The organism is Kineosporia sp. NBRC 101731 (assembly GCF_030269305.1).
GTDB lineage: Bacteria > Actinomycetota > Actinomycetes > Actinomycetales > Kineosporiaceae > Kineosporia.
In genome coordinates this window covers 332073-358430 of record NZ_BSTC01000007.1, presented here as the reverse complement: position 1 = coordinate 358430, position 26358 = coordinate 332073, and the positions used below count along the sequence as shown (strand labels likewise).

Genomic DNA, 26358 nt, shown 5'->3' with positions numbered 1-26358 from the left:
CACCAGACGCATGACGACGTCGCTCACGTTCCGCAGCACCTGGGCATCACGGTCGCCGAGTCCGGGGGAGGTCTGGGTGGAGAAGGCGCAGAGAGTTCCGTACAGTCGGCCGTCGAGGTGGTACAGCGGCACGCCGACGTGCGAGCCGATCCCCAGTTGCCCGGTCACCGCCAGATTCTTCACGGTCACATTGAGCGTTGCGTCGGGGATGACCTGGGGAAGTTCACCGTCGGCGATCATCCGGCAGTAGGTGCCGACCGACGCCTCGGCGGTTCCGGCGGCGAAGGGCAGGTCGATCGAGCTGACCAGGTTGCGGAACTGGCGCTGATCTCCCTGGAATCGGCTGACGAAGGCCACTTCCATACCCAGCTGGGCCTTGACCAGTTCCAGCACCGCGTCGATGTTCTGCACGGCGTGGGCAGCCGACTGCATCGGTTTGGGCCGGGCCGCCTGGGCGGGCTGGGTCACCCGGCGCGAGCCGTTGCTCTTCTTGTCGGCATACATCCGGGCGTCGGCCTGGCGCCAGGCTTCCATCAGGCCGTCGATCGCCGTGCGCTGGGCGACCCCGGCCGAGGCCGACACCCCCACCGTCGCCAGTCGGGCCAGGATTCCCGCGACCAGGCCCAATCCCTGTTCCTGCGTGGTCTGGGGCAGCAGCAGCCCGAATTCGTCACCGCCCAGCCGGGCCACGACATCGCTGCTGCGCAGCCGGCCGGTGAGTTCCTCCGCCGTCCGCACGATCAGTTCGTCACCGGCCTCGTGCCCCTGTTCGTCATTGACCTTCTTCAGGCCGTTGAGATCGAGGACGACGATGGTCGCGGGGGTGCCGAAGGCCGCGGATCGGGCCTCCTCCCGCACCATGGCCACGTCCCAGGCCCGCCGGTTACCGACGCCGGTCAGAACGTCCTGGTGGGCGGCCTGCTCGACGCGCTCGGTCTGACGCACCTGCTCGGCGAAGCGCAGCTCGTGGGCCAGCATGATGCCCAGGATCTGGGCCTGCCGGTGGATCACCCCCATCGATGCGGCCAGTCCCGGGCGGGGTGTGTCCGACAGCCCGCAGATGGTCGCGAGCACCTCGCCGTCCGGCGCCGTGACCGGAACCACGGCGCAGGCACCGATCTGCGCCTGGTTGCGCTCGGCCACCTCCCGCAGCACCGGCACCAGAGCGACGTCCTCGGTGCACGAGGGGGCATGGCCCTCCACCACCAGGGCGCAGAAGCTGTCCCGCCAGTGCCGGACGTCGCCCGCGTTGACACCCACCGAGGTGTCCAGCGCCGTCAGCACCACCTGGGTGTCCCCGTCGCGCCGGGAGATCGACCAGTGCTCCAGACCGACCCGGTCACGCAAGTCCTGGAGGATCAGGGTGGCCGCGGTCCGGAACCCGATGATGTCCGCCGACGGCGGGTGCACGCCCCCTCTGCCAGCCACGTGTCCCACCCTCTCGTTCGTCCGCCGGCGCCGGGCCGGTTCTGGTCGGCGCCACACGGTCATCGAGCGGTCATCGACAGTACCGGCCCCCGTCTGCACCCACCCCGCTCGCCTGTCACCCTTCCGGGTACATCGGTCACGTCCGGACGCCAGCCGGGCGCCGGGCCGGCCGAGACACACTCCATGAGACGCGTGCATCCGGTCACCGCGGTAGTAGCAGGCCTGACCGTCGCAGCAGCCCTGCTGGCCGGTAACGCCTTCGCCGACACGGTCGAGGCCAAAGCCGGAGGTATCACCCGCCCCACTCAGCGGCAGGCACTGGACGCCAACGAGACGGTGCGCAACTACATCCTGGCGCACCCGGACCGCCCGCTGCCGACGGTGAAACCCACGGCGACCACGCCGGCCCCGATTCGGCGGTACGCCTCCGGCCTGCCCTGGAGCGACGGTGGTTTCTTCGAGCACTCGGCCTCCGGGGCCACTGCTTTCGCGCAGTGGCGGGGCGCCCCGCTGGACAATGTCCAGGCCTACACCGACCGCTCCACCTGGACCGCGCAGCTCAATCCCTGGTGGGCCGGGTCGGTACCGGCCACCTTCCAGCCCGGCCGCGACGACTTCATCCTCTCGGTGCCGCTGTGGACCGACGACGGCGACGCCGGCAGCGACGGGAACTGGAAGGAGCTCGGCCAGAAGATCGCCGCCGTCGACCCGGACGCTCTGGTGCGCCTGGGCTGGGAGATGAACTGCTGCTTCTCCCGGGCGACCGACGCCGAGGCCTGGAAGAAGCAGTTCTCCCGGGCGGTCACCCTGCTGCGTACTGCGGCGCCGAATCTGCTGATCGTGTTCAACCCGAATGAGGGTGCCGCCCAGGGTGGCACCGTCAGTGCGATCGAAAATCTCTACGTTCCGGGCAAGGTCGACATCATCGCGCTCGACGCGTACGACTGGTACGAGCCGTTCACCACCGCGGCGAGCATCACCACCCACTTCACCAAGCCGTACGGATGGGACTACTGGTACCGGTTCGCCCGGGAGCGGAACCTGCCGTTCGGCCTGGGCGAGTTCAGCGTCTACTCCGGATCGGCGGCCTCCGGCGGCGACAACCCGAAGTTCTTCGAGGCCGCCTACGGCTGGCTGGCCGACCGGGACAAGGCCGATCCCGGCTCGATCCGGTTCGTCGCCCTGTTCAACGACAGCGCCACCTACTGCGGCTGTGCCCTGTCCGACTCCCGGAACCCGAAAGCCGCGGCCGCGTACCGCGCGATGATCGACCAGCTCAGGACGACGTGATCAGATCGAGGTCGCGGCGGCCGGCCCGGTGGCCGGGTCGAACGTGAAGTCGTCGAACCGGGCCGGGTCACGCAGCACCGGCACGGGGGGCCAGTGCCCGGCGAACGACTTCCGGTTCGGGTGGCCGGTTTCGAGGTCGACGTCGGCGAGTTCTATTATTACCAGCAGGTTCTCGAGCACGGCCAGATCGAGGTGACGGGCCTCCGGCGGCGCACTCGAGAACGAGGCCGTGATCCGGGCGCCCTCCTGCGTGGCCAGCCGGCTGCCACCGCGACCGCCCTCGTCGGGGTCCGGGGAAGGCCGCGTACCGGTGTACCGAGGAGTCACTCGCAAGATCGGGACGCTACCTGCGGGTCCCCGACAAGGGCCACACCACGCATCCCTCGAAAGCCCGAGGTCTTCCCCACCCTGCGTCACGTAGCCTCGCTGTTGGACAGTGCTCACCAAAGCACCAGCGATACAGAGGCTTTCTCAGGTCATGCGTCCAGTTGAGCAGGCGCAGAACAAGACCTACCTCTTGATCCAGTCCACCAATCAGCCAACGGGGGCAGTACATGTTCGGTAAGAAACTGGTCGTCGACATGATCGGGCGCAGCTCGCAGAACCAGACCGACCGGCGACGATTCCTGCGGGCGGCAGGCGCCGCGGGCATGGGCGCCGTCGGTGCCGGGGTGGTGGGCACGAGTGTCATGGGCGCGATGTCGGCGAGCGCCGACAGCGCCGACATCGCTGACGTCGCTGACGGCGTGGGCACAGCGGCCGCCCCCAGCGACGGCGCCGTGCTCAACTTCGCACTCAACCTGGAGTACCTCGAGGCGGAGTTCTACTCCTACGCCGTGCACGGCCACGGGCTGGCCGACAAGCTGACCTCCGGCCTGCAGACCCGCGGCGGTGTCGTCGGCGGCAAGAAGGTCCCGTTCAAGACCCGGCGCATCGCCCAGTACGCCGCGGAGATCGCCGGTGACGAACTGGCACACGTGAAGTTCCTGCGCTCGGCCCTGGGCAGGTCCGCCGTGTCGCGTCCCCAGATCGACATCAAGAACAGCTTCACCGCCGCTGCCCGGGCCGCGGGGCTGATCAGCTCCACCCAGACGTTCGACCCCTTCGCCAACGAGGACAACTTCCTGCTGGGCGCCTTCCTGTTCGAGGACGTCGGCGTCACCGCCTACAAGGGTGCCGCACCACTGATCGACAACAAGGCGTATCTGGAGGCCGCCGCCGGCATCCTGGCCGTGGAGGCTTACCACGCCGCCACGATCCGCACCTCGCTGTACGAGAAGGGCCTGTACCAGGCGGCCGGCAAGATCTCCATGGCCCGCGACGCCCTCGACGGCGGCAAGGACGGCGACCAGGGCATCCGCTGGAAGGGCATGGCGAACATCGTTCCCGCCGCGCCCACGGGCATCGCCTACAGCCGCTCCCCCGGCAAGGTCCTCAACGTCGTCTACCTCAACACCAAGTCGGTCAAGAAGGGTGGCTTCTTCCCCAACGGCGTGCACGGAGCCGTGAACACCAGCGCCTGACGACGATCCGGCGGGGTGCGTCCCGCACCGGCAGGACGCACCCCGCCGCCCCCACACCTGACATATCCGGCATATCCGGCCATGACCGCAGGAGCAGCCCCGGCGTGCAGTCCACCCCCGATGCCGACGCTCAGATCACGACAGCCGTCCCGGAACCGGGGACGCCGGCCTCAGCACCGAGGGCGCGTCGCCCCATCCCGGTGGTCGCCGCACTGGGCCCGGCCTTCGTGGCCGCCATCGCCTACGTCGATCCCGGCAACTTCGCCACCAATTTCCAGGCCGGTGCCAGCACCGGGTACCAGCTGGTGTGGGTGCTCGTACTGGCCAACCTCGTGGCCATGCCGATCCAGTTCCTCTCGGCGAAGCTCGGGGTGGTGACCGGCCGGAGCCTGCCGCACCTGTGCCGCGAGCGCCTGCCCCGCCCGGTCGCCGTCGCGATGTGGGCCCAGGCCGAGGTGGTGGCCATGGCCACCGACCTGGCCGAGTTCATCGGCGCCGCCGTCGGCCTGAAACTCTTGTTCCACATGCCGTTCCCGATCGCCGCGCTGGTGACCGCGGTCGTCGCCCTGGCCGTGCTGTCGCTGCAGCGCCGCGGGCATCGTCCCTTCGAGATCGCGGTGACCGCCTCGATCCTGCTGATCGGCGCCGGGTTCGCCTACCTGACCTTCCGGGTGCCGCCCTCGGGTGCCGGCCTGGTGTCGGGGCTGCGGCCGAACCTGGGCGGCGACGACACTCTGCTGTTGGCCGTCGGCATCATCGGCGCGACCGTCATGCCGCACGCGATCTACCTGCACTCCGGGCTGACCAGCGGCCGCATCGACGTGCGCAGCGTCGGTGAGCGGGTGCGGCTGCTGCGGGTGGGGCGGGCCGACATCGTCGTCGCCATGGGCCTGGCCGGCCTGGTCAACCTCAGCATGCTGGCCGTCGCCGCGCAGATCTTCCGGCCCTCCCCCACCACCCTGACGCTCGAGAGTGTCCACTCCGGTCTGGCGCAGGCCGTCGGGGGCAGCGCCGCTCTCGCCTTCGCGGTGGCGCTGCTGGCCTCCGGCATCTCCTCCGCCAGCGTGGGCACGGCCGCCGGGCAGATCATCATGGACGGCTTCCTGGCCCGCACCTCGCGCCGGTGGCTGCGGCGCACGGTCACCATGCTCCCGGCGATCGCGGTGCTGTGCTCGGGTACCGACCCCACGCAGGTGCTGATCCTCAGCCAGGTCGTGCTCAGTTTCGGCATCCCGCCGGCCCTCATCGCCCTGACCGTGCTGACCAGCAGTCGGTCGGTGATGGGCGAGCACGCGAACACCCCTCGCACCACCGCCTTGATGATCGTCATCACGGGTGTGCTGAGCACGCTGAACGCCGTGGTCGTCATCCTGCAGATCTTCTGAGAACGGTTGCTCCTCGCCCCGGTCACCACGAGGATGGGTGAGGATGGGTCGGGTGCGAACCACCGTCGTGGCGGACGACGCCCATCGCGTCGGCTGCGAGATCCACGGGTCCGGCGACGCGTCCGTGACCGTCGTCTTCCTGCCGGCCCTGGGCGTTCCGCTGGGGTACTACACGCCCCTGTTCGATGCCTGGGTGCGCCGGGGCCGCCAGGTGGTCGGGGTGGAGAACCGGGGCCAGCCCCTGAGCCCGGCCACCGGGCGGTTCGGGTACAGCGACATGATCCGCCGAGACCTGCCCGCGGTCTTCGGTCTGGCCCCGGTGCGGGAGGCGTCGCGGGTGGTGCTGGCCGGGCACAGCATGGGTGGGGCCCTGGCCCTCCTGGGCACTGCCGCCCAGGTCGTCACGCCGGCGGCGGTGGTCACGATCGCCACCGGAACCAGTTGGTGTGCGGCGGAGTTCGGCCTCTGGCGGCGGGCGCGGCGGCATGCCGGCACCAGCGTCGTGCGGGCCGTCACCCGGGGCCTGGGCTACTGGCCCGGGCACCGGATGGGCTTCGCCGGACGCCAGCCCAGCACCGTCATGCGTGACTGGGCCCACGAGGCGCACCACGGCACGTTCCGCCTGCACGGCGACCGGTACGACTACGAGGCGGCACTGGCCCGGATGAGCACGCCCCGGCTGATGCTCGGCATCGACGGCGACCCGCTGATCAACCCGCGGGCGGTGGCACTCCTGGCCCGCCGGGCCGGTGGTGCCGAACGACGGCAGATCCGGGTGGACCACCCGGGTGACGACCACTTCCGCTGGGCGCGGCACACCCCCGGCCCGGTGATCGCCGACATCGACGCCTGGCTCGACGGGAAGTGACGGCACCCGGCACCCGATCGGGGTAATGTCACATTTCGGACATGCCCTGCCGTACGACTATCGGGAGCCGACGTCTGTGATCAAGCTCGGTGTAAGCCTTCCTCAGTTCGACCGGTACGACCTGACCACCGATATTGCCGCCGCCGCTCAGGGTTTCGAAGACATTGGATACGACAGCGTCTGGGCCTTCGAGCGCCTGCTGGTGCCCGACGACCAGAGCGGGCCGCACGGCCTGTACGGCGCCCCCGACATGCCCTGGCCGGCGGCGTACCGCAACATCCCCGAGGCCCTCACGGTGCTCACCGTCGCGGGGGCGGTGACCAGCCGCATCGAGCTCGGCACGAACGTGCTCATCGCGCCCCTGCACCTGCCCACCCGCCTGGCCAAGACCGTCGCGAGTCTCGACCACATCAGCGGTGGCCGGGTGATCGCGGGTGTGGGCAGCGGCTGGTCGATCGACGCGAGTACTCCGCCGCGGCCCCCCGGCCGATCAAGGAGCGGGGTGACGCGCTGGAGGAGTTCCTGGACATCGCCCAGGCGGTCTGGGGTCCGGATCCGGTCGCGTTCCACAACGAGCGCTACGACATCGCCCCGGCCAGCCTCGGCCCCAAACCGGCCCGCACGATCCCGGTGGTGCTGGCCGGTACCACAGGCAAGGCACTGGATCGCATCTCCCGGCGCGGCGACGGCTGGATCCCGGTGGCCGGCCCGGCCGCCGAGACCGGTGCCGGCCTGGCCCGGATCCGTGAGAAGGCGGCCGAGTACGGTCGCGACCCGCAGTCGGTCGGCTGCATCGCCCAGGTGATCGTGAGCAGCTTCGAGCGGGTGACCACGGCGGAACGAACTCCCTACACCGGCGATTTCGATCAGATCGCCGAAGACGTGGCCGCCCTGGCCGAGGTCGGCGTGGAACACGTGTTCGTCACCGCCCCAGGAGCCTCGCGCAACCTGGAGCACCTGCTGGAGAACGCGGCGGGCTTCCACGCAGCGGTGCGCGCAGCCGGCGTGTGAGGTTCCGACAGCGGCGCCGGGCGGATCTTCCGCCCGGCGCCGCTGTCGTTTGCCCCGACGCGAACCGCTCAAGTTAATTCGCTTCCGCGACTATCGTCAGAAACACGCATCATGTCTTATGGTGGCCAGGTAGCCCCAACGGGTTGTTTCGAGTTTGTTTCACATTGCTGCAAGCGTGGTTTCGCCCCGATGACGCGGCTGCGCGCCGCACCGGTGACGACAAGGAGGACGTGGTTCGTATGGACTTCTGGAACCCGAAGACCGAATGCCTGCCGCGCGAGCAGCTGGCGGCCCTGCAGTTGGTCAAGCTGCGGGCGGTGACCGAGTGGGCGGCCGCGCGCAGCCCTTTCTACCGGCGCACTTTCGCCGCGGCGGGTTTCGAGCCCAGCCAGCTGAAAACGCTCGACGACCTGCGCCGGATCCCGCTGCTGACCCGCGAGCAGTGGATGCACAGCCAGAACGAGCACCCTCCCTACGGTGAGCTCCCGGTCGCCGGGGCCGGGGCCGCGATCCGGGTACACACCACCAGCGGCACCTCCGGGCGCACCCCGCTGCGGGCCCTGGACTCGCGCAAGGACTGGTCCTGGGCGGCCGAGATGTGGTCCTACGCCCTGTGGGGCATGGGGATCCGGCCGCGCGACGTGGGCTACCTGGCCTTCGGCTACGGTTCGTTCATCGGGTTCTGGGGTCTGCACAACGGTCTGGAGAAGATCGGCGCACTGACCGTGCCCGGCGGTGCGCAGAGCACCGCGGCCCGGGTGCGACAGATCGCCGACTTCGGCGCCACCGTGGTGGCCACCACCCCGACCTACGCGCTGCGCATGGCCCAGGAGGCCGAGAACCTCGGTATCGACCTGCCCTCCAGCGCGGTGACGCGGCTGGTGCTCAGCGGTGAACCCGCCGGCTCGATCGTCGAGACCAAGGCGCTGATCGAGCGGCTGTGGGGCGCGAAGGCCTTCGACACCGCCGGGATGACCGAGATATCCACCATTTTCATGTTCGAGCCGGAGAACCAGCCGGGCGGCTGCCACATCATCGAGGACCACTTCGTCGAGGAGGTCATCGACCCGGACACCCAGGAGCCGCTCGGCTACGGCGAGCGCGGCGAGCGGGTGTGCACCTCGTTCGGGCGCAGCATGATCCCCCTGTTGCGGTACCGCACGGCCGATCTGGTGGTACGTCAACCGGCGGCCTCGGCGGGCAACGGCCGCACCTGGGACCTGTACGAGGGTGGGATCGTCGGGCGCGCGGACGACATGAAGCTCGTGCGCGGCACCAATGTGTACCCGGGCGCGATCGAGGCCATCCTGCGCGGTCATGAGGGGATCGAGGAGTTCCAGATCCGTATCGAGCGGCGGGGTCTGCGTGACGAGGTGGTGCTGCAGGTCGAGCCGCATCCGCGGATCGACGACGGCGCCTGGCAGGCCCTGTCGCAGACCCTGGGCGGCGAGCTCGCGCAGGCTCACGAGGGCCTGCGTTTCATCCTGGAGCGGGCGGGGACCGGGCAGTTGCCGCGGTTCGAGCTGAAGGCCAAGCGGCTGGCCGACCTGCGCCCGGCCGTCGAGCACACCAGCCTGAGCACCAGTTCCTGACCGGAAGGGAAACAGCTATGCAGCAGGATCTGTGGGGCAATGACCTGACCGCCGAGGAGTCCCAGCTGCTCGACGTGTACGAGAAGCTGCGGGCCCTGGCCCGGGACGCGGTGACGCCGTGCGTGGTGGCCAACGTGCGCACGGCCCTGGCGCCGGTGGCCGTGGCCGTCACCGACCTCGGGCTGCGGTTCGAGCACCTCGTGGACGAGGGCGTCTGAGTGCGCCTGGCCACGGTCCGCACGAGCCGGGGACCCCGGATCGGGACGGTGGACGCGAACGGTGACGTCGTCGTCCATCATGAACTGAAAGCTTCGGTGGACGATGTGGTGCGCGGGATCGTGGATCCCGCGCAGCTGGTGGGTGGTGAGCGGATCCCGCTCGCCGCAGCCGATCTGGCCGCACCGGTGTCACGGTTCAACCGCGACCTGCTGTGCACCGGCTGGAACTACCTCGACCACTTCTACGAGACGCAAGGCCCGGGAACACCACTGCCCGAGCACCCGAACTTCTTCACCCGGGCACCTGACAGCGTGATCGGGCCGCGCGACGACATCGCCTGGGACCCGGACCTGTCGCAGCGCTACGACTACGAGGCCGAACTGGCCCTGGTGATCGGGCGTGACGGCCGCTCGATCACCGAGGACCAAGCCTGGAAACACGTTTTCGGGGTGATGGTGGCCAACGACGTGTCGCTCCGCGACCTGCAGTTCCAGCACGGCGGGCAGTGGCTGAAGGGCAAGAGCATCGACCGCACCTGCCCGCTCGGACCCTGGCTGACCACCCTGGACGAGATCGACCCGGGCGACCTGGAGATCACCTGCCGGGTGAACGGCACGGTGATGCAGTCGGCCTCGACCTCGCAGATGGCCTTCGCCGTGCCGCGCCTGATCGCCGAGCTGAGCCGGGGGATGACGCTGCGCGCGGGTGACGTGGTACTGACCGGCACCCCCTCGGGGATCGGCAACGCCCGCGACCCGCAGGTCCGGCTGGGTGAGGGTGACCTGGTCCAGACGCAGATCAGTGGCCTGGGCGTGCTGGTGAACCGGGTCTCCCGCGCGTCGCTGGTCTAGACCAACGACCGCACATGGCGTTCGGCCGGGCCCTCCCAGGCGCGGCGCAGTTCGGAGAACAGCCGGCCGGCCCGCTCCCCGGCCCAGTCCGGGCCCACCACCTCGACCGGTAGACCCGGGTCCAGGAACGGCAGGCGGCGCCAGAGCGTGAGCGCGGTCAGGTAGTCGCGGAAGGCCTCGGCATCGTCGTGCGGCAGGACCAGGCGGGCCTGCCAGGTGCCGAGGAAGTCCTCGTACTGAGCGGCCAGGCCCGCCAGGTCCCACCAGCGCGCCGCCTCCTGCTCGATCCTGCCGAAGCCCAGGTAGTCGCTGCGGAACAGGTTCACGAAAGCGTCCAGACCGTCGCGGGACAGCACCGCGCGGGCATCGGCCTCCAGGTGGCCCGGCGCGATCCACACCCCGGAGGACACGGTGCCGAACCCCAGCCAGGTCAGGCGGCTGCGCAGGAGGTGGCGCTTGTTGCGTTCGGACTCCGGGATGCTGAACACCGCCAGCAGCCAGCCGTCGGACAGGCCCGCGCGCGGGTGCTCGAAGATGCGGCGGTCGCCCTCCTGCAGGATGTGCAGACCCCCGGCCGACAGCGTGTATCCGGCGACCCCGTCGCGGCGTTCGGCCTCCAGCACCCCGCGGCGCTTGAGCCGCAGGATCGACGAGCGCACGGCCGGGGCCTCGACGTCGAGGAACGACATCAGCCGGATCAGCCCGGCCACACTCATCCAGCCTTGCGTGCGCCGCGCGTACAGCCCGTACGTGGTCACGATCAGGCTGCGGGGCGCCGCGCGGCCCCCGCTCTCCTCGGCGTCGGTGTCCGCGTCGGTGTCGCCCTGGATCCTCACGCAACGGACCTTATCGGGACACGACGGCCGGCTCGACCAGCCGGGACGAGGGGATCTGCGCCACCCCGACGATCTCGATCAGCGCCTCGGGCTGCCACAGCGCCGTACAGCCGATGCCGGCCATCGCCGGATAGACGGGCCCGGCGAGTTCCCGCCAGGCCTGGCCGATCTCGCGACCGTGGGCCTGGTAGCCGGGGATATCGGTGAGGTAGATCGTGATGCTGACCAGGTCTTCGGGCAGGCCGCCGGCCTCCCGCAGGGTGGCCAGGACGTTGCCGAACGCCTGCCGGAACTGCGGCACGATCCCGCCCGGCACGATCTTCATGTCCGCATCGAGGGCGGTCTGGCCGCCCAGGTAGAGCGTGTTGCCACTGAGCGTGCCGTGCGAGTAGCCGCGGGGCACGGGCAGGGACGCCGGGTTCACGGGAACGGGCATCTGCGACTCCTCGTCTCGGACCTACTGTCTTATTGACTCTACCTGACGATCGTGCAAACTTCGATACATACCAACCTGACGGAGGCTGCCGGATGAACTTCGAAGGCTATGAACTGCAAGGAGATCCGACCCCCTGGGCGCTGCCCGACGGCCGCCTGATGCCGGTGGTCACCCGGGCCGGCGAGGAGGACGGGCGCACGCTGCACTCCGGGGGCGCCGTGCGGATGTCGGGCGTGAGCCGGCAGCACACCCCGGCCCGCCGCCTCTGGTACGGAAAGGTACTCAACGACGCCGGGTTCCGGTCGGTGCCGCACCACCACGGGGAGGCCGAGACCGGCGGCTACGTGCTCTCCGGCTCGGCCCGCATCTACTACGGCCACGCCTACGAGGAGTACGTCGACCTGGAGACCGGTGACTGGGTGTTCGTGCCGCCGTTCCTGCCGCACGTGGAGTGCAACATGTCGACCACCGAGGAACTCGTCTGGCTGACCACCCGCACCCCGGAGAACCTCGTGGTCAACTTCGAGGACGTCCCCGACACCGACCTGACCGGCTTCCGCCGCCGATGACGACATCGCAGACCCTCACCGACGTCCTCACGCTCGAACCGGTCACCGCCCAGGTCTTCGACGACGCCTTCGAGGGCGTCACCGGCCCCTGCCCCTGGCCCAAGGCCTACGGCGGCGACCTGGTGGCCCAGGCCGCCGTCGCGGCCGTGCGGACCACCGGCGAGGACCGGTCCCTGCACTCGATGCACAGCTACTTCCTGCGCCCGGCCGACATCGGCCGGGCCGTGCGGTACGAGGTGGAACGCCTGCGCGACGGGCGCGGCTACTCCACCCGGCAGGTGCGGGCCTACCAGAACGGCAAGGTCGTCTACACGGCGCTGGCCTCCTTCCACACCGGCGAACCCGGGCCCGAGTACACCGCGAGCCCGCCGGCGGACGTCCCCGACCCGCACGTCCTGCCCCCGGCGGCCAGCACCTTGGAGGGCCTGGACGACCCGGAGGTGCGCGCGTACTGGTCGTCGGGGCGCAGTTTCGACCTGCGTCACGTGCCCGGGCCGGTCTATCTGCGGGTGGACGGGGAACGTCAACCGCACCAGGCGGTCTGGGTGCGCCCGTTCGACACCCTGCGCGAGGTGCCCGGCCTGAGCGCCGCGCAGCGAAACACCGCCGCGCTCGCCTACGTGTGCGACTACACCATCCTGGAGCCCGTGCTGCGGGTGCTCGGCCTGTCCTGGCGGCAGCCGGGTCTGGTCACCGCCAGCCTCGACCACGCCATGTGGTTCCACCGCAGCGCCGGGCCCCACGACTGGCTGCTCTACGCCCAGGAGGCCGTGACCGCCCACAGCGGGCGCGGCCTGGGACTGGGCCGGTTCTTCACCCCCGACGGCACCCACCTGGCCACGGTCGCCCAGGAAGGCCTCGTCCGCATCTGAGGGCTCGTCCATCACTGAGAGAGGCAACACCATGAAGATCGCCGTGATCGGGGGCGGGCCGGCCGGGCTCTACTTCGCCGCCCTGGCCCAGCAGCTCGACCCCACCCGTGAGATCACCGTCTGGGAACGCAACGCGCCGCAGGACACGTTCGGCTTCGGCGTGGTGTTCTCCGACGAGACCCTCGGCGGCATCGAGAACGCCGACACCGGCTTCTACGCCACGATGGAGGCCGAGTTCGCCCGCTGGAGCGACATCGACATCCACCTCGACGGCGAACGGCACACCGTGGGCGGGCAGGGTTTCGCCGCGATGAACCGCCACCGGCTGCTGGCCCTGCTGCAACAGCGCTGCCACGAGCTGGGCATCGACGTGCGCTACCGCACGCCCGCCCCGGACGTGGACGACCTGCGGGCGCAGTACGACCTGGTGGTGGCCTGCGACGGCATCAACTCGGCCGTGCGCGCCCGCTACGCCGACGATTTCGCCCCCGACCTGGACGTGCGGCACAGCAAGTACATGTGGCTGGCCACCGACCGGGTGTTCGAGGCGTTCCAGTTCTTCGTACGCCAGACCCCCTGGGGCACGATGCAGGTGCACGGCTACCCCTACGGCGACGACGGGTCCACCTTCATCGTCGAGATGCACGAGGACGTCTGGGCGAAGGCGGGTTTCGACACCGGCGAGGTCTTCGGGCCCGGTGAGTCCGACGATCAGGCGATCGCGCGCGTCTCCTCGCTGTTCGCGCAGGAGCTGGACGGCGCCGCGCTGCTGGCCAACAACTCCAAGTGGCTGAACTTCACCACCGTGCGGTGCGGGCACTGGAGCACCGGCAACGTGGTGCTGCTCGGCGACGCCGCGCACACCGCGCACTTCTCCATCGGCTCGGGCACCAAGCTCGCGATGGAAGACGCCCTGGCCCTGGTCGCCTGCCTGCACGAACAGCCATCGGTCGACGCGGCCCTGCAGGCGTACGAGACCGAGCGGCGCCCGGTGGTGGAGTCCACCCAGCGGGCCGCCCAGGCATCGCTGGAGTGGTTCGAGAACCTCGGCGTGTACGCCGCTCAGGCGGCCGACGACCCGGTGGAGTTCTGCTTCAACCTGATCACGCGCTCCCGGCGGATCACCTTCGACAATCTGCGGACGCGTGACCCGGCGTTCGCGGCCCGGGTACAGGAACGTTTCGCCACCGGTTGCGCCGGTGATCCCTCGGTCCCGGCCATGTTCCAGCCGCTGCGCCTGGGCGGCCTGGAACTGCGCAACCGGGTGGTGGTCTCGGCCATGGACATGTACTCGGCCGTGGACGGCGTGCCCGGCGACTTCCACCTGGCCCACCTGGGCTCCAAGGCCCTGGGCGGCGCCGGGCTGGTGATGACCGAGATGGTCTGTGTGTCACCGCAGGCCCGTATCACCCCCGGCTGCGCCGGGCTGTACACGCAGGAACAGGAAGACGCCTGGCGGCGCGTGGTCGACCTGGCGCACACCTCGCCCGGTGCGCGGATCGGTGTGCAGCTGGGTCATTCCGGGCGCAAGGGCTCGACCAAGGTGATGTGGGAGGGCATCGACGACCCCCTGACCGAGGGCGGGTGGGATGTGACCGGCCCGTCGGCGCTGCCCTACGGTCCCGGCTCCCTGGTGCCCCGCGAGCTCACCCGCGCCGATCTCGCCGCGATCGTCGAGGACTTCACCGCCTGCGCCCGCCGGGCGGCCGCGGCCGGGTTCGACGTGCTGGAACTGCACTGCGCCCACGGGTACCTGCTGTCGTCCTTCCTGTCGCCCCTGTCCAACCGGCGCCAGGACGCGTACGGCGGCAGTGCGGCGAACCGCTTGCGTTTCCCGCTCGAGGTCTTCGACGCGGTGCGCGCGGTCTGGCCGGCCGATCGTCCGTTGCTGGTGCGCCTGTCGGCCACCGACTGGGTGCCCGGTGGGAACACGGTGGACGACGCGGTCGCCATCGCGGCCGCCTTCGTCGAGCACGGGGCCGACGGGATCGACGTGTCGTCCGGGCAGGTGGCCAAGGAGGAGAAACCGGCCTTCGGGCGCTCGTACCAGACGCCGTTCGCCGACCGGATCCGGCACGAGGTCGCCGGCCCGGCCGGGGTGGCCGTGATCGCGGTGGGGGCCATCTCCTCGTACGACGACGTGAACTCCATCCTGCTGGCCGGCCGGGCCGACCTGTGTGCGCTGGGCCGCACCCATCTCTACGACCCGCAGTGGACCCTGCACGCCGCCGCCGAGCAGGACTACCGCGGCCCGGGCGCCCCCTGGCCCCTACCCTTCGCCGCCGGCCGGCGCCGCCCGCCCTCGGCCCGGACCGACGCCGTCCGCCCCCGCCTGCAGCTCCTGCGGGCCACCCGACCCGAGGAAGACCGCACCCACCTGCGCTGGCGCCCCGCCCTCACGGGCTGAACGCCCCCCAAACTCCCGTGATCATGCAAAACCTCCCCGAAGTTATAGAACTGTCCAGCGCAGAGTTCTAGAACTCTGGGGAGGTTTTGCATGATCACGAAGGAAGGACGGGGAAGGCGCGGGCCGCGCCTTCGGGACCTTTGCTGACATATCGCCGGCCAGGGGCACTTGACCTACAGCTGCAGGAAATCCCGAGTTTACATCTCACCATCTTTACGACCGTCACAAAGTCGATACGATCACCGAACACCACCGAGCGACGGAGGTTCCCGTGAGCGTCGAGAACGGCGAGCGCCAGCTCGAAAGCGGTGTCCGGACCAACTTTCACGAGGTCATGGACTACGCGAACTACCTGCGCCTGGACCAGGTGCTCCAGGCGCAGCACCCGCTCAGCAACCCGGCCCACCACGACGAGCTGCTGTTCATCGTGCAGCACCAGACCACCGAGCTGTGGCTGAAACTGATCATCCACGAGCTGCTCTCGGCCCGGGACCTGATCGACGCGGACCGGCTGCCGGTGGCCCTCAAGCGGCTGGCGCGGGTCAAGCACATCCAGGCCACGATGACCGAGCAGTGGTCGGTACTGGCCACGCTGACGCCCAGCGAGTACGCGGGTTTCCGCAAGATCCTCGGGCCCTCCTCGGGTTTCCAGTCGTACCAGTACCGTTCGGTCGAGTTCCTGCTCGGCAACAAGAACGAAGGCATGCTGGACGTTTTCGCCTCCCGGCCGGAGGTGCACGCCGCGCTCGAGCAGTTGCTGGGCGAGCCGACGGTGTACGACAGCTTCCTGCGGCTGCTGGCCCGGCGGGGCTACGAGGTGCCGGCCGAGGTGCTGGAGCGCGACGTGCGCCTGCCCTGGACCGAGCAGGCGGATCTGGTGCCGGTTTTCCAGAAGATCTACGAGAACGTGGAGTCCGAGTGGGATCTCTACGAAGCCTGCGAAGACCTGGTCGACATCGAGGACGCGTTCCAGAACTGGCGCTTCCGGCACCTGTCCACGGTGCAGCGGATCATCGGCAGCAAGGTCGGCACCGGTGGCTCCAGCGGGGTGCCGTTCCTGCGCCGGGCGCTGGAACTCACGTTCTTCCCCGAGCTGTTCACCGTCCGCAGTCTGATCGGCGCCTGAGATGACCGTCCTGGAGCACGTGAGGGTCGACGCGGTCTGGCCCGCACCACCGGCCGGAACCGGCGAGAACGCCCCCTACCTGGGTGGTTCGGTACTGCCCGGGCTGGTGGACGCGCACGTGCACCTGGGCCTGGTCGATCACGCCCGCCTGGCCGGGTCGGCCGTGGTGGAGGTGCACGACCTCGGCTGGCTGCCGGACGCGGCGCCCGCCTGGCGGGCCACGCTGGGTCCTTCGGTCCACCTCGAGGCGGCCGGGCCGTTCCACACAGCACCCGGTGGCTACCCGCAAACGCGTTCCTGGGCCCCGCCGGGATCGGTGCGGGCGATCACGAACGCCCGCGAGGCCGAGACCGCCGTGGCCGCGCTCGTGACCGCCGGCGCCCACACCCTCAAGGTCACTCTCCACACCGGCGGCCCTGCGCTGTCCGACGACCTGCTGCACACGCTGGTCCGGGCCGCGCACGCGGCGGGGCTCACGGTCAGCGCGCACGCCGAGGGCGAGGGGCAGGCGCAGCGGGCCACGACGGCCGGGGCCGACGTGCTCGTGCACGCCCCCTGGAGCGAGCGGCTCGACGACGCCACCATCGCCGCGATGGCCGGGTCGATCACCTGGATCAGCACCTTCGCCATCCACGAGGGGCCGGCCCGGGCCCTCGCACTGGACAACGCCCGGCGGTTCACCGCCGCCGGGGGCCGGCTGCGCTACGGCACCGACATGGGCAACGGCCCCACCCCGGTGGGGGTGAACGAGGCCGAGATCCTCGCTCTGGGGGCCGCCGGGCTCGAGGGTGACGCCCTGCTGGGCGCCCTGACCGGCGTCCACCATCCCGACATCGCCGACCTGACCGACATCCCGGCCACCGGCCGCTTGCTGCACAACACCCGGCCCCTGCCGCGCACCGCGCAAGACTGTGCCGTCTGGTTCTCGACCGCGCAACGACTCACCGTTGCCGCTGCGGAGGTACTTTCCCGATGACCGCGTCCACCAGCTCCACCGACTCCACCGACTCCAGCAGCTCGGGGCTGCTGGCCCGGGCCGCCGAGCTCGACGCCGCCGACCCGCTGGCCGCTCTGCGCGAGCGCTTCGTGCCGGGCGACGGTGAGCTGATCGCCTACCTGGACGGCAACTCGCTGGGGCGGCCGCTGATCGCCACCCGCGAGCACCTGTCCCGCTTCGTCGACGACGTCTGGGCCCCCCGCCTGATCCGCGGCTGGGACGAGGGCTGGATGGACTCGCCCCTCACCCTCGGCGACACCCTGGGCGCCCTGACCCTGGGCGCGGCGGCCGGGCAGACGGTGATCGCCGACTCCACCACGGTCATGCTCTACAAGCTCTGCCGGGCCGCGGTATCCGCCCGTCCCGGCCGCTCGCAGATCGTGCTGGACACCGAGAACTTCCCCACCGACCGGTACGTGCTCGAGGGCATCGCGGCCGAGACCGGCACGCAGCTGGTCTGGATCGAGCCCGATCCGCTGAGCGGAGTCACGACGGACGAGGTGGCCGCCGCCGTCGGGCCCGACACCGCCCTGGTGGTGCTCAGTCACGTGGCCTTCAAGTCCGGGTTCCTGGCCGACGTCCGCGAGATCACCCAGGTCGCCCACGCGGCGGGCGCCCTGGTGCTGTGGGACCTGTGTCACTCGGCCGGGGTGGTACCCGTCGAGCTGGACGCCTGGAACGTCGACCTGGCCGTCGGGTGCACCTACAAGTACCTCAACGGCGGACCGGGCGCCCCCGCCTTCGGCTACGTCGCGAGCCGCCTGCAGGGTGAGCTGCGCCAGCCGGTCCAGGGCTGGATGGGCCACGCCGAGCCCTTCACCATGGGCCCGGGCTACGCCCCGGCCGCCGGCATGCGCCGCTTCATCTCCGGAACCCCGCCGGTGGTCGGCATGCTCGCGATGCGCGACATGCTCGACCTGATCGGCGAGGCCGGGCTGGACGCGGTGCGGGCCAAGTCGAGCGCCCTCACCGCCTATGTGATCGACCTGGCCGACGAGCTGCTGACACCCTTCGGGGTCGAGATCGCCACCCCCCGCGAGGCCGCCCGGCGCGGTGGGCACGTGATGCTGACGCACCCGGCCTTCCGGGACCTGATTCCGGTGCTCTGGGAGCGCGGCGTGATCCCGGACTTCCGCCCGCCCCAGGGGATGCGGATCGGGCTCTCGCCGCTGAGCACGAGTTTCGGCGAGGTGGCCGCGGGTCTCACCCTGGTGGCCCAGCTCCTGGACGAACGCACGTGAAAACCGTTCAGGACGACTTCGACTCCGCCCCCGGCAGCACCACGTCACTGCTGCGCTCGATCATCGGCACGTCGCTGCGCCGCCTGGGCGGCTGGATCGCCGTGGCCGACCTGATCGAGCTGATGGCGGCGGCCGGGGTGCCGGAGGCCCGCACCCGCACGGCCCTGAGCCGGGTGAAGGCCAAGGGCCTGCTGAGTGCCGAACCACGGCACGGCATCCCGGGGTACCGGCTCTCGCCCGCGGCCACACCCATGCTCGAGCGCGGCGACGACCGCATCTACTATCCCCGCACGATGACGGCCGACGGTCGCTGGTGCCTGATCTCCTGGTCGGTGCCGGAGGAGAAACGCGACCTGCGCCACCAGTTGCGGCGCCGGCTCACCTGGATCGGCTGCGGCGCGGTCTCACCGGCCCTGTGGATCTGCCCGGAGTACCTCACCACCGAGGTCGAGGACATTCTCGCCGACCTCGGGCTGAGCCGGAACGCCACACTGTTCCTGTCCGACGAGGTCCGCGGCCCCCGCCCTCCCCGTGAGGCCGTGGCCGGCTGGTGGGACCTGGACGCCGTGCGGGCCCTGCACCACGACTTCCTCGACGCCCACGAGGAGGAGGTGCGCGCACTCGGGCCGAATCCGGCTCTGCGCGAGGCGTTCTCGGTCTGGGTGCGAGGCCTGGACAGCTGGCGCAAGATTCCCTACCTCGATCCCGGTCTGCCGCCCGAACTCCTGCCGGCGGACTGGCCCGGGCGCCGCAGCGTGCCGGTGTTCCACGAACTGCGCGACCGCATCCTGCCCCTGGCCCACGCCTACGTGGACGAGGTCACCGGGCCCGCACCCACGACGGACCCGACGAAACAACTGGAGGCTCTCGGATGACCCTCACGGCCCACAACCAGGACGCCACCCTCATCCGCCGGGCCTTCGCCCGCTACCCCTCCGGGGTCGTCGCGCTCGCCGCCCGGGGTGGCGAGGGCCCGACCGCGATGGTCGCCTCGTCCTTCGCCGTCGGGGTCTCCCTCGACCCGCCCCTGGTGATGTTCAGCGCCCGCAACGAGTCCCGCACCTGGCCGGTGCTGCGCCGCAGCCCCCGCATCGGGATCTCCCTGCTCGGTGCCGACCAGGCCGACCTGTGCCGGCGCCTGGCCGGGGCCGACACCGCGAGCCGTTTCGCCGACGACGTCCTGACCCTCACGCAGGACGGCGCCGTCCTGTTCGCCGGGGCCTCGCTGTGGCTGGACTGCTCGGTGTACGGCGAGATGCCGGCCGGCGACCACCGGGTGGTTCTGCTGGAGGTCCACACCCTCTGGCACGACGAGGCCGCCCAGGACCCCCTGGTCTTCCACGGTTCCGCCTTCCGGCGACTGCAGAAGACCGCATGAGCGAACCCCTGCGGACCATCCGCGACGCGCACCGCCCACACGGCCGGCGCCTCGGGATCATCGTCGGGATGCCTGCCCCGGACGACCTTCTGGACGGCATCGCCGAGATCCTCACCCACAGCGGCGAGCTGCCCGCCCGCCGCCTGGCCCGGTTGCGACCGCGACCGGGCGAGACCACCACCCGGCCGCAGGACGTGGCCTGGTTCGTCCAGCGCTTCGGGCACGAGTACACCACCGTCGTGCTCGATCCCGGAATGCTCAGCCCCGCAGCCGAAGCCGCCTGCCGGGACGAGAACTGCACCCTCGTCGTCACGGATTTCGCCCTGTCCCAGCGCTGATCCAACGGCCGTCCAGCGGCCATCCAGCTCCCCACCGGTTATCCAGCGTCACTCGGTTCTGCCTCCCACCCCGACCGAACGGATTTCCCCATGTCTGCCCTGTCTTCCCGTCGTCCCGCCGCCGCACTCACCGCCGGTCTGTCGATCCTGGCTCTCGGTCTCACCGCCTGCTCCACCCCCACCGACGAGGCCTCCTCAGACCCGGCCACCTCCACCGCCGCTGCTGCCGGTACGGCCGACGCCGCCCTGATCGCCGAGCTGCCCGAGGCGATCCGGTCATCCCAGAAGATCTCCCTGGGCGCCCTCTGGGAGACCGCCCCGATCATCAGCGTGACCACCGGCGACGCCTCCACCCCGGTCGGCGTCGCCCCCGATCTGGCCGCCGCGCTGGCCCCGGTCCTCGATGTCACCGTCGACTGGAAGAACATGCAGTGGCCGGCCCAGCTGCCCGGCGTCCAGTCCGGCAACGTGGACGCCCTGATGGGCCAGGTCTCGGCCACCGCCGAGCGGGAGACGAGCGTGGTCGACCTGATCCCGTTCTACAAGTCGTCCATGGCCCTGCTGATGAACGCCGACAAGACCTCCGGGATCAGCGGCCTGGCCAGCATGTGCGGCCAGAAGGTCGGTGTGCCGGTCGGTTCCATCCAGTCCGAGACGATCAAGGCCGTCAGCAAGGCCTCCTGCGCCGGCAACGACATCAAGCTCGCCGAGTACTCCGGCGCCACGGCCGCGATCAGCGCCGTACGCGCCGGCACCATCGCCGCCTGGATGGACTCCACCACCAGTCAGAAGGCGGTGGCCGAGGAGAGCAGCGACGCGTTCGGTGTGGTGGCCGTGCCGGACAGCGAGTTCGAGCCGCAGTACACCACCATCGCCGTCTCCAAGGACCAGCCCGGCCTGACCAAGGCCCTGCTCGGCGCCATGAAGACGATCGTCGAGAACGGCGACTACGCCAAGGTGATGGAGCAGTACGGCCTTGCCGACGCGGAGATCACCGCCGACGAGGTCGTCGCCAACCCGGTCACGAAGACGGCGATCGGCGAGAAGTCCTAGTCGTCAACCATGATCAGGCAGACCTTCCCCGGGGAAGGTCTGCCTGAGGACGAACGAAGTGCGGCGGCGGAAGGAGGAAGGGGAACCGTGACAGCGCGCGAGCCCGATGAACGCCTCACCTTCAGCGTCCGCCTCAGCAGCGGCACACCGGTCTCCGTGTTCCGTGAATGTGCTCTGGCGGCCGAGGAACTGGGCTTCGACCAGATCTGGACCGGCAACGACCTGCTGCGGCGCTCGGGCATCGTCCCGGTCACCGTCGCCCTCACGGCGACCAGCCGGATCAGGGTCGGGTCGAGCGTGCTCAACCCGGTCAGTCTGCACCCGGCCGAGATCGCGATGATCGCGGCCCAGCTGCAGGACATCTCGCACGGCCGGTACCTGCTCGGTCTGGGTGCCGGTTCCGAGGTGTTCCTGCGCTGGGCCGGGCTGGAGCCGGCCCGGCCGGTCCCCCGTACCCGGGAAGGGCTGCGCGCGGTCCGGGCGCTGCTGGAGGGCCGGGTACCCGAGGGCTGGCACGAGCAGGCCCGCCTGAAGGACGGCCCGGCTCTGCCCACCCCGATCTACCTCGGGGCGATGGGCCCGAAGATGCTCGCCCTGGCCGGGCGGGAGGCCGACGGCGCGCTGGCGCTGTGCCTTCCGCCCGACCGGATCGAGTGGTTCTCCGCACAGATCGATGAGGGACGCGGCGGGCGCACCGATCCGTTCGATCTCGCCTGTTGCCTGTGGGTGTCCATCGACGACGACCGGGAGGCCGCAAAGCGGCGACTGGCCTCGAAGATCGCGCCCTACGCGGGATCGCTGGCCCCGGACACCCTGGAGGCGGCCGGCTTCGACGTGGAGCGGTTCGCCCACGTACAGGCCCTGATGACCGCCGGGGACACCGAGGCCGCGATCGACGCCGTGGACGAGGCCATGCTGCGCCTGGGCATGGCCGGTGACGTGAACGACGTCACCGAACGCTGTGAGGAACTGGTGAGCCGGGGCGTCCACCATCTGTCGTTCGGGCAGCCCCTGGGCGCATCCCCCGTACAAGCTCTGACCCTGCTGGGCCGGCACGTGCTGCCCGCCCTGCGCCCCACCTGAACCACGACCAGGGAGTGAATCAGCCATGAGTACCGCCACCGCCACCCCCGAGCCCCAGCTGCGCGAACCGCTGACGTCGGCCGACATCCTCGCCAACGTGCAGGCCCTGCTGCCGCTCGTGCGTGAGGACGCCGCGCAGTGCGAGGCGCAGGGCCACCTCACCGACCGGCTGCGCGAGGCCTTCCGCACCGCGGGAACGTTCCGGGTGGGCTTCAGCACCGCGCACGGCGGGCCCGAGATGACCCTGGCCGACCAGACCCGGATGATCGAGCTGATCGCCACGGCCGACGCCGGGATCGCCTGGAACGTCTGTGTCCTGGCCGCCACCGGGTTCTACGCCGGGCGCCTGTCGCCGGCGGCCTACGACGAGCTCTACCCCGCCCTCGACCTGCCCACCTGCGGTTCGTTCCACCCCAAGGCGAAAGCCGTGCAGGTGCCCGGCGGCTACCGGGTCACCGGCACCTGGAACTTCGGCAGCGGCATCCGTTCCGCCGAGCGCATCGTCGGCGGGGCCGAGGTGGAGACCGAGGCCGGCGAGAAGGTGCGCAAGGCCGACGGCAGCGTGCTCACCCTCGGCGTGTGGCTGCCCACCGACCAGGTGCGGCTGCTGGACGACTGGCACGTGATCGGCCTGCGGGCCTCGGCCAGCCAGGGCTACACCGTCACCGACGTGTTCGTGCCCGAGCACCACTGCTTCGACCGGTTCTTCACCCCGACCGCCGACGCCGAACCGCTGAACAAGCACGTCGATCTGCCGTTCTACAGCATGGCCGGGATCTCGGTCGGCATCGCCCAGCACGCGATCGACCTGGCCACCGCCTATCTGGCGGCCCTGGCGTCCGCGAAGGGCCGCACGCCCAGCGAGCGGCAGATCAGCCTGCTCGGAGAGGCGTCGAGCTACGTGCACGCCGCGCGCTCCCTGGTGATCGACGGCGTCAGCGCGATCGACGCGGCCATCTTCACCCCCGGCGTGGTGCCGGACGACACCGTGATGGCCCGCGGCGACGCACCCCTGGCCCACGACTTCACCCGCCGGGTGGTCGACCACTGCGGCGAGATCATGGGTTCCCAGGCCATTTACGAGCGTTATCCGTTCGAGAAGCTGGTGCGCGACACCACCGGCATGGGCGCCCACGCCTCCACCTGGCGCAGCCGCTGGCTGTCGGTCGGCCAGGCCCTGGTCACCGCGCATCCGCAGGAGGCGGCATGACCGAGGTCGGCATCGACACGGTGAAGGCGCCCCAACGTGACGTGGTGCCGGTCCGGCACTGGGGTCGCGGCATCGGGGCCGGCGTGGTCGTGCTGCTCGTGGCCTGGATGCTCTACGGCGTGGCCACGAACCCGAACTTCGAGTGGAGCGTGGTCGGGCAGTACCTCTTCGCCCGGACCGTGCTCAAGGGCCTGCTGCTGACCCTCGAGATGACCGTCATCGGCATGGTGGTCGCGCTGGCCCTGGCGATCGTCGTGGGCGTCATGCGGATGTCACCGAGCCGGATCATCTCCGGCGCCGCGTCGATCTGGGTGTTCCTGTTCCGCGGCGTGCCGCTGATCGTGCTGCTGATCTTCGTCGGCAACCTGGGCCTGTTCTTCCGGGAGTTCCGCCTCGGCATCCCGTTCACCGACGTCACCTTCTGGTCGGCCCCGGTCGGCGAGATCGTGACCCCGTTCGTGGCCTCCGTGATCGGGCTGTCCCTGGCGGGTTCCGGTTACATGGCCGAGATCGTGCGCAGCGGCCTGCTGGCGGTGGGCAACGGCCAGCACGAGACCGCCAAGGCCCTGGGGCTCAACCGCACCCTGACCCTGCGCTACATCGTGCTGCCGCAGGCCCTGCGGGTGATCATCCCGCCGCTGGGCAACGAGTTCATCGGCATGCTGAAGGCCTCGGCCATCGTGTCGGTGATCGCCGGTGGCGACCTGCTCACCGTGGTGCAGGGCATCTCGGGCATCAACTTCCGCACGATCGAGATGCTCATCGTGGCCACCATCTGGTACCTGCTGGTGATCGTCGTCTACTCGACGGCGCAGTTCTTCCTGGAGCGACGGGCGGCCGAGCGATGAACGTGATGATCGACATCCAGGGCGTGGACAAGTGGTACGGCCAGAACCAGGTGCTGTTCGGTGTCGACCTCCAGGTGATGCAGGGTGAGACGGTCTGCATCATCGGCCCTTCCGGATCGGGCAAGAGCACGCTGCTGCGGACCGTCAACCATCTCGAGGACATCAACGCCGGCAGCATCTCGGTGAACGGCGATCTGGTCGGCTACCGCGAGCACAACGGCCGGCTGCACGAACTGCGCGAGCACGAGGCCTGCCGTCAGCGCCTGGGCATCGGCATGGTGTTCCAGCAGTTCAACCTCTTCCCGCACATGACGGCGCTGGAGAACGTCTCGTTCGCACCGGTCCGGGTGAAAGGTGAGAAACCGGCGCAGGCCAGGGCCTACGCCCAGGAACTGCTCGGCCGGGTGGGACTTTCCGGCAAGGAGGACTCCTACCCCTCCAAGCTGTCCGGCGGCCAGCAGCAGCGGGTCGCGATCGCCCGGGCGATGGCGATGCGCCCGCAGGTGATGCTCTTCGACGAACCCACCAGCGCCCTCGACCCCGAGCTGGTCGGTGAGGTGCTCAGCGTGATGAAGGATCTCGCCACCACCGGCGGCATCACGGTGGTCGTCGTCACCCACGAGATGGGCTTCGCCCGCGAGGTCAGCGACCGGGTGATCTTCATGGACGCGGGTCGCGTGGTCGAGGAGGGAACCCCCGAGCAGGTGCTCGGGTCGCCCACGCAGGAGCGCACCCAGGCGTTCCTGGCGGCGGTCCTGCGATGACCACCACGATCGAGGACGCGTCGGTCGCCCTGGTCGCGGGCGGCACCGGCCCGCTGGGGCGGGCCGTGGTGGCCACGCTGGCCGGGCGGGGACTACGCGTCGCCGTGCACTACCGCAGCCGTCCCGAGACCGCCCAGGAACTGATCGCGGGGCTGCCCGGGGAACATCTGGTGGTCGGGGCCGACCTGACCTCGCCCGGGGAGCTCGCCGACGCCGTGGACACCGTGGAGCACCACCTGGGACCGGTATCGGTGCTCGTCAACGCCGCGCACCCGGGCCTGTCGTCACCCGCAGCGGTGGCGGACGGCGATCCCGCCGCCCTGGCCGCCCAGCTGGCCGGGGTGTCTGCCCACGCCGCGCTCTGCGCCCGGGTGGTGCCGGCCATGCGCGCGCTCGGCCGGGGCCGGATCATCTACCTGTCCGGGGCCCTGATGTCCCGGCCGGCAACAGGATTCGGTTTCTACGGCGCGGCGAAGGCCGCCGCCACGACGCTCACGAAGTACCTCGCCCTGGAGGAGGGACGCGCGGGGATCACCGCCAACATCGTCGCGCCCGGGCGGGTGGTCGACCCCTCCGTCCCCGACGAGCTGACCCCGCAGCAGGCGGCGCTCTCCGATCGGCTCCTCGAACGGATGGCCCTGCCCCGGTTCCCCTCCCCGGCCGACGTCGCCGACGGCGTCCTCACGCTCGTGGACTCCCCCGCGATCACCGGGCAGGTGCTCTGGCTGACCGGAGGGGAGCCGATCCATGGCTGAGATGCTGCCCCCGTCACCCAGGGTGCGGATCGTGGTGGAGCGGGCGGACGCACCCAGGTGCGGCATCCGGGTCGGCGACAGTGTCGACGTGGACGGGCCGGGACTCTCCACCGGCGGGAAACCCTTCTGCCCCCAGGCCTTGATGAGTGTGATCCCGGTGCTCGGGATGCGCCAGAACGCGCTGCCGGCCGACGACTGGCTGGCCCGCAAACCGTTCCTGTGCTGTCCGGACGTGTCCGAGAACGTCGTTCTGCGGTTGGAGGCCTGGTGATCAAGCT

Annotated in this window: 27 protein-coding genes and 2 pseudogenes; 25 read left to right on the top strand and 4 right to left on the bottom strand. The window is 70.4% G+C overall.

The genetic code is table 11. The features are described 5' to 3' along the window. Positions 1-24 precede the first annotated feature (24 nt). Positions 25-978 (bottom strand): annotated as a pseudogene (locus tag QSK05_RS36420) (diguanylate cyclase); the annotation flags it as partial. Between the two features lie 633 nt (positions 979-1611). On the opposite strand from QSK05_RS36420, the gene QSK05_RS21650 reads away from it, so the two are divergent. Further along, complete coding sequence (locus QSK05_RS21650; RefSeq protein WP_285599100.1) at positions 1612-2718, top strand: glycoside hydrolase family 26 protein; 1107 nt, start codon at positions 1612-1614, stop codon at positions 2716-2718. On the opposite strand, the gene QSK05_RS21645 is transcribed toward QSK05_RS21650, so the two are convergent. Then, positions 2719-3051 (bottom strand): hypothetical protein, encoded by a 333-nt coding sequence (locus tag QSK05_RS21645; protein WP_285599099.1) that lies wholly within the window; start codon positions 3049-3051, stop codon positions 2719-2721. A gap of 221 nt (positions 3052-3272) precedes the next feature. Between QSK05_RS21645 and QSK05_RS21640 the strand changes: the two genes are divergently transcribed. From QSK05_RS21640 to QSK05_RS21605, 8 genes and pseudogenes are all read left to right on the top strand, one after another. After that, on the top strand, positions 3273-4241 hold the full coding sequence (locus tag QSK05_RS21640; RefSeq protein ID WP_285599098.1) for a ferritin-like domain-containing protein: 969 nt from the start codon (positions 3273-3275) through the stop codon (positions 4239-4241). Between the two features lie 104 nt (positions 4242-4345). Beyond that, positions 4346-5626 carry an Nramp family divalent metal transporter gene (locus QSK05_RS21635; RefSeq protein ID WP_285599097.1) on the top strand — a complete coding sequence of 427 codons (1281 nt, stop codon included), beginning with the start codon at positions 4346-4348 and terminating at the stop codon, positions 5624-5626. 52 nt (positions 5627-5678) lie between these two features. Further along, on the top strand, positions 5679-6494 hold the full coding sequence (locus QSK05_RS21630; protein ID WP_285599096.1) for an alpha/beta fold hydrolase: 816 nt from the start codon (positions 5679-5681) through the stop codon (positions 6492-6494). Positions 6495-6519: 25 nt separating this feature from the next. Continuing rightward, positions 6520-7035: pseudogene (locus tag QSK05_RS36415) on the top strand (LLM class flavin-dependent oxidoreductase); the annotation flags it as partial. A gap of 92 nt (positions 7036-7127) precedes the next feature. Next, positions 7128-7505, top strand: a complete 378-nt coding sequence (locus tag QSK05_RS36410; RefSeq protein WP_352302088.1) for an LLM class flavin-dependent oxidoreductase — start codon at positions 7128-7130, stop codon at positions 7503-7505. 239 nt (positions 7506-7744) lie between these two features. Then, entirely contained in the window at positions 7745-9097 is a 1353-nt protein-coding gene (locus QSK05_RS21615; RefSeq protein ID WP_285599121.1) for a phenylacetate--CoA ligase family protein, read from the top strand. Positions 9098-9114: 17 nt separating this feature from the next. Beyond that, complete coding sequence (locus QSK05_RS21610; RefSeq protein ID WP_285599094.1) at positions 9115-9315, top strand: DUF6052 family protein; 201 nt, start codon at positions 9115-9117, stop codon at positions 9313-9315. Positions 9316-9363: 48 nt separating this feature from the next. Further along, complete coding sequence (locus QSK05_RS21605; protein ID WP_285599093.1) at positions 9364-10167, top strand: fumarylacetoacetate hydrolase family protein; 804 nt, start codon at positions 9364-9366, stop codon at positions 10165-10167. Here QSK05_RS21605 and QSK05_RS21600 read toward each other — a convergent pair. Both QSK05_RS21600 and QSK05_RS21595 read right to left on the bottom strand, forming a co-directional pair. Next, positions 10164-11003 (bottom strand): PaaX family transcriptional regulator, encoded by an 840-nt coding sequence (locus QSK05_RS21600; protein WP_285599092.1) that lies wholly within the window; start codon positions 11001-11003, stop codon positions 10164-10166. The two genes, QSK05_RS21605 and QSK05_RS21600, sit on opposite strands and share 4 nt — an antisense overlap. Positions 11004-11013: 10 nt before the next feature. Then, positions 11014-11439: a RidA family protein gene (locus QSK05_RS21595; protein WP_285599091.1), complete on the bottom strand. Its 426-nt coding sequence runs from the start codon at positions 11437-11439 to the stop codon at positions 11014-11016. A 92-nt stretch (positions 11440-11531) separates the two neighbouring features. On the opposite strand from QSK05_RS21595, the gene QSK05_RS21590 reads away from it, so the two are divergent. The 16 genes from QSK05_RS21590 (at position 11532) to QSK05_RS21515 (ending at position 26351) form a co-directional block, all read left to right on the top strand. Then, positions 11532-12008 (top strand): cupin domain-containing protein, encoded by a 477-nt coding sequence (locus QSK05_RS21590; RefSeq protein ID WP_285599090.1) that lies wholly within the window; start codon positions 11532-11534, stop codon positions 12006-12008. After that, positions 12005-12880 carry an acyl-CoA thioesterase gene (locus QSK05_RS21585; RefSeq protein ID WP_285599089.1) on the top strand — a complete coding sequence of 292 codons (876 nt, stop codon included), beginning with the start codon at positions 12005-12007 and terminating at the stop codon, positions 12878-12880. Before QSK05_RS21590 ends, QSK05_RS21585 begins: the two co-directional genes overlap by 4 nt. Positions 12881-12911: 31 nt before the next feature. After that, on the top strand, positions 12912-15287 hold the full coding sequence (locus tag QSK05_RS21580; protein ID WP_285599088.1) for a bifunctional salicylyl-CoA 5-hydroxylase/oxidoreductase: 2376 nt from the start codon (positions 12912-12914) through the stop codon (positions 15285-15287). Positions 15288-15558: 271 nt separating this feature from the next. Further along, entirely contained in the window at positions 15559-16413 is an 855-nt protein-coding gene (kynA, locus tag QSK05_RS21575; protein WP_285599087.1) for a tryptophan 2,3-dioxygenase, read from the top strand. A gap of 1 nt (position 16414) precedes the next feature. Continuing rightward, on the top strand, positions 16415-17389 hold the full coding sequence (locus QSK05_RS21570; RefSeq protein WP_285599086.1) for an amidohydrolase family protein: 975 nt from the start codon (positions 16415-16417) through the stop codon (positions 17387-17389). Then, positions 17386-18651: a kynureninase gene (gene kynU / locus QSK05_RS21565; protein WP_285599085.1), complete on the top strand. Its 1266-nt coding sequence runs from the start codon at positions 17386-17388 to the stop codon at positions 18649-18651. Before QSK05_RS21570 ends, kynU begins: the two co-directional genes overlap by 4 nt. Then, the gene (locus tag QSK05_RS21560) at positions 18648-19526 is read left to right on the top strand and encodes a PaaX family transcriptional regulator (RefSeq protein WP_285599084.1); all 879 of its coding nucleotides are present in this window, start codon (positions 18648-18650) and stop codon (positions 19524-19526) included. Before kynU ends, QSK05_RS21560 begins: the two co-directional genes overlap by 4 nt. Next, complete coding sequence (locus QSK05_RS21555; RefSeq protein ID WP_285599083.1) at positions 19523-20029, top strand: flavin reductase family protein; 507 nt, start codon at positions 19523-19525, stop codon at positions 20027-20029. Before QSK05_RS21560 ends, QSK05_RS21555 begins: the two co-directional genes overlap by 4 nt. Further along, positions 20026-20367, top strand: a complete 342-nt coding sequence (locus QSK05_RS21550; RefSeq protein ID WP_285599082.1) for a hypothetical protein — start codon at positions 20026-20028, stop codon at positions 20365-20367. Before QSK05_RS21555 ends, QSK05_RS21550 begins: the two co-directional genes overlap by 4 nt. Positions 20368-20457: 90 nt before the next feature. Beyond that, positions 20458-21420 carry a transporter substrate-binding domain-containing protein gene (locus tag QSK05_RS21545; RefSeq protein ID WP_285599081.1) on the top strand — a complete coding sequence of 321 codons (963 nt, stop codon included), beginning with the start codon at positions 20458-20460 and terminating at the stop codon, positions 21418-21420. A gap of 87 nt (positions 21421-21507) precedes the next feature. Continuing rightward, on the top strand, positions 21508-22503 hold the full coding sequence (locus tag QSK05_RS21540; protein WP_285599080.1) for an LLM class flavin-dependent oxidoreductase: 996 nt from the start codon (positions 21508-21510) through the stop codon (positions 22501-22503). 25 nt (positions 22504-22528) lie between these two features. Then, on the top strand, positions 22529-23713 hold the full coding sequence (locus QSK05_RS21535; protein WP_285599079.1) for an acyl-CoA dehydrogenase family protein: 1185 nt from the start codon (positions 22529-22531) through the stop codon (positions 23711-23713). Continuing rightward, positions 23710-24561 carry an amino acid ABC transporter permease gene (locus QSK05_RS21530; protein WP_285599078.1) on the top strand — a complete coding sequence of 284 codons (852 nt, stop codon included), beginning with the start codon at positions 23710-23712 and terminating at the stop codon, positions 24559-24561. Before QSK05_RS21535 ends, QSK05_RS21530 begins: the two co-directional genes overlap by 4 nt. 5 nt (positions 24562-24566) lie before the next feature. Next, a complete protein-coding gene (locus QSK05_RS21525) occupies positions 24567-25325 on the top strand; it encodes an amino acid ABC transporter ATP-binding protein (protein WP_352302129.1) in 759 nt (252 codons plus the stop codon). Next, positions 25322-26080 carry an SDR family NAD(P)-dependent oxidoreductase gene (locus tag QSK05_RS21520; protein ID WP_285599076.1) on the top strand — a complete coding sequence of 253 codons (759 nt, stop codon included), beginning with the start codon at positions 25322-25324 and terminating at the stop codon, positions 26078-26080. Before QSK05_RS21525 ends, QSK05_RS21520 begins: the two co-directional genes overlap by 4 nt. After that, entirely contained in the window at positions 26073-26351 is a 279-nt protein-coding gene (locus QSK05_RS21515) for a TIGR04076 family protein (protein ID WP_285599075.1), read from the top strand. Before QSK05_RS21520 ends, QSK05_RS21515 begins: the two co-directional genes overlap by 8 nt. The last annotated feature ends 7 nt before the right edge of the window (positions 26352-26358 follow it).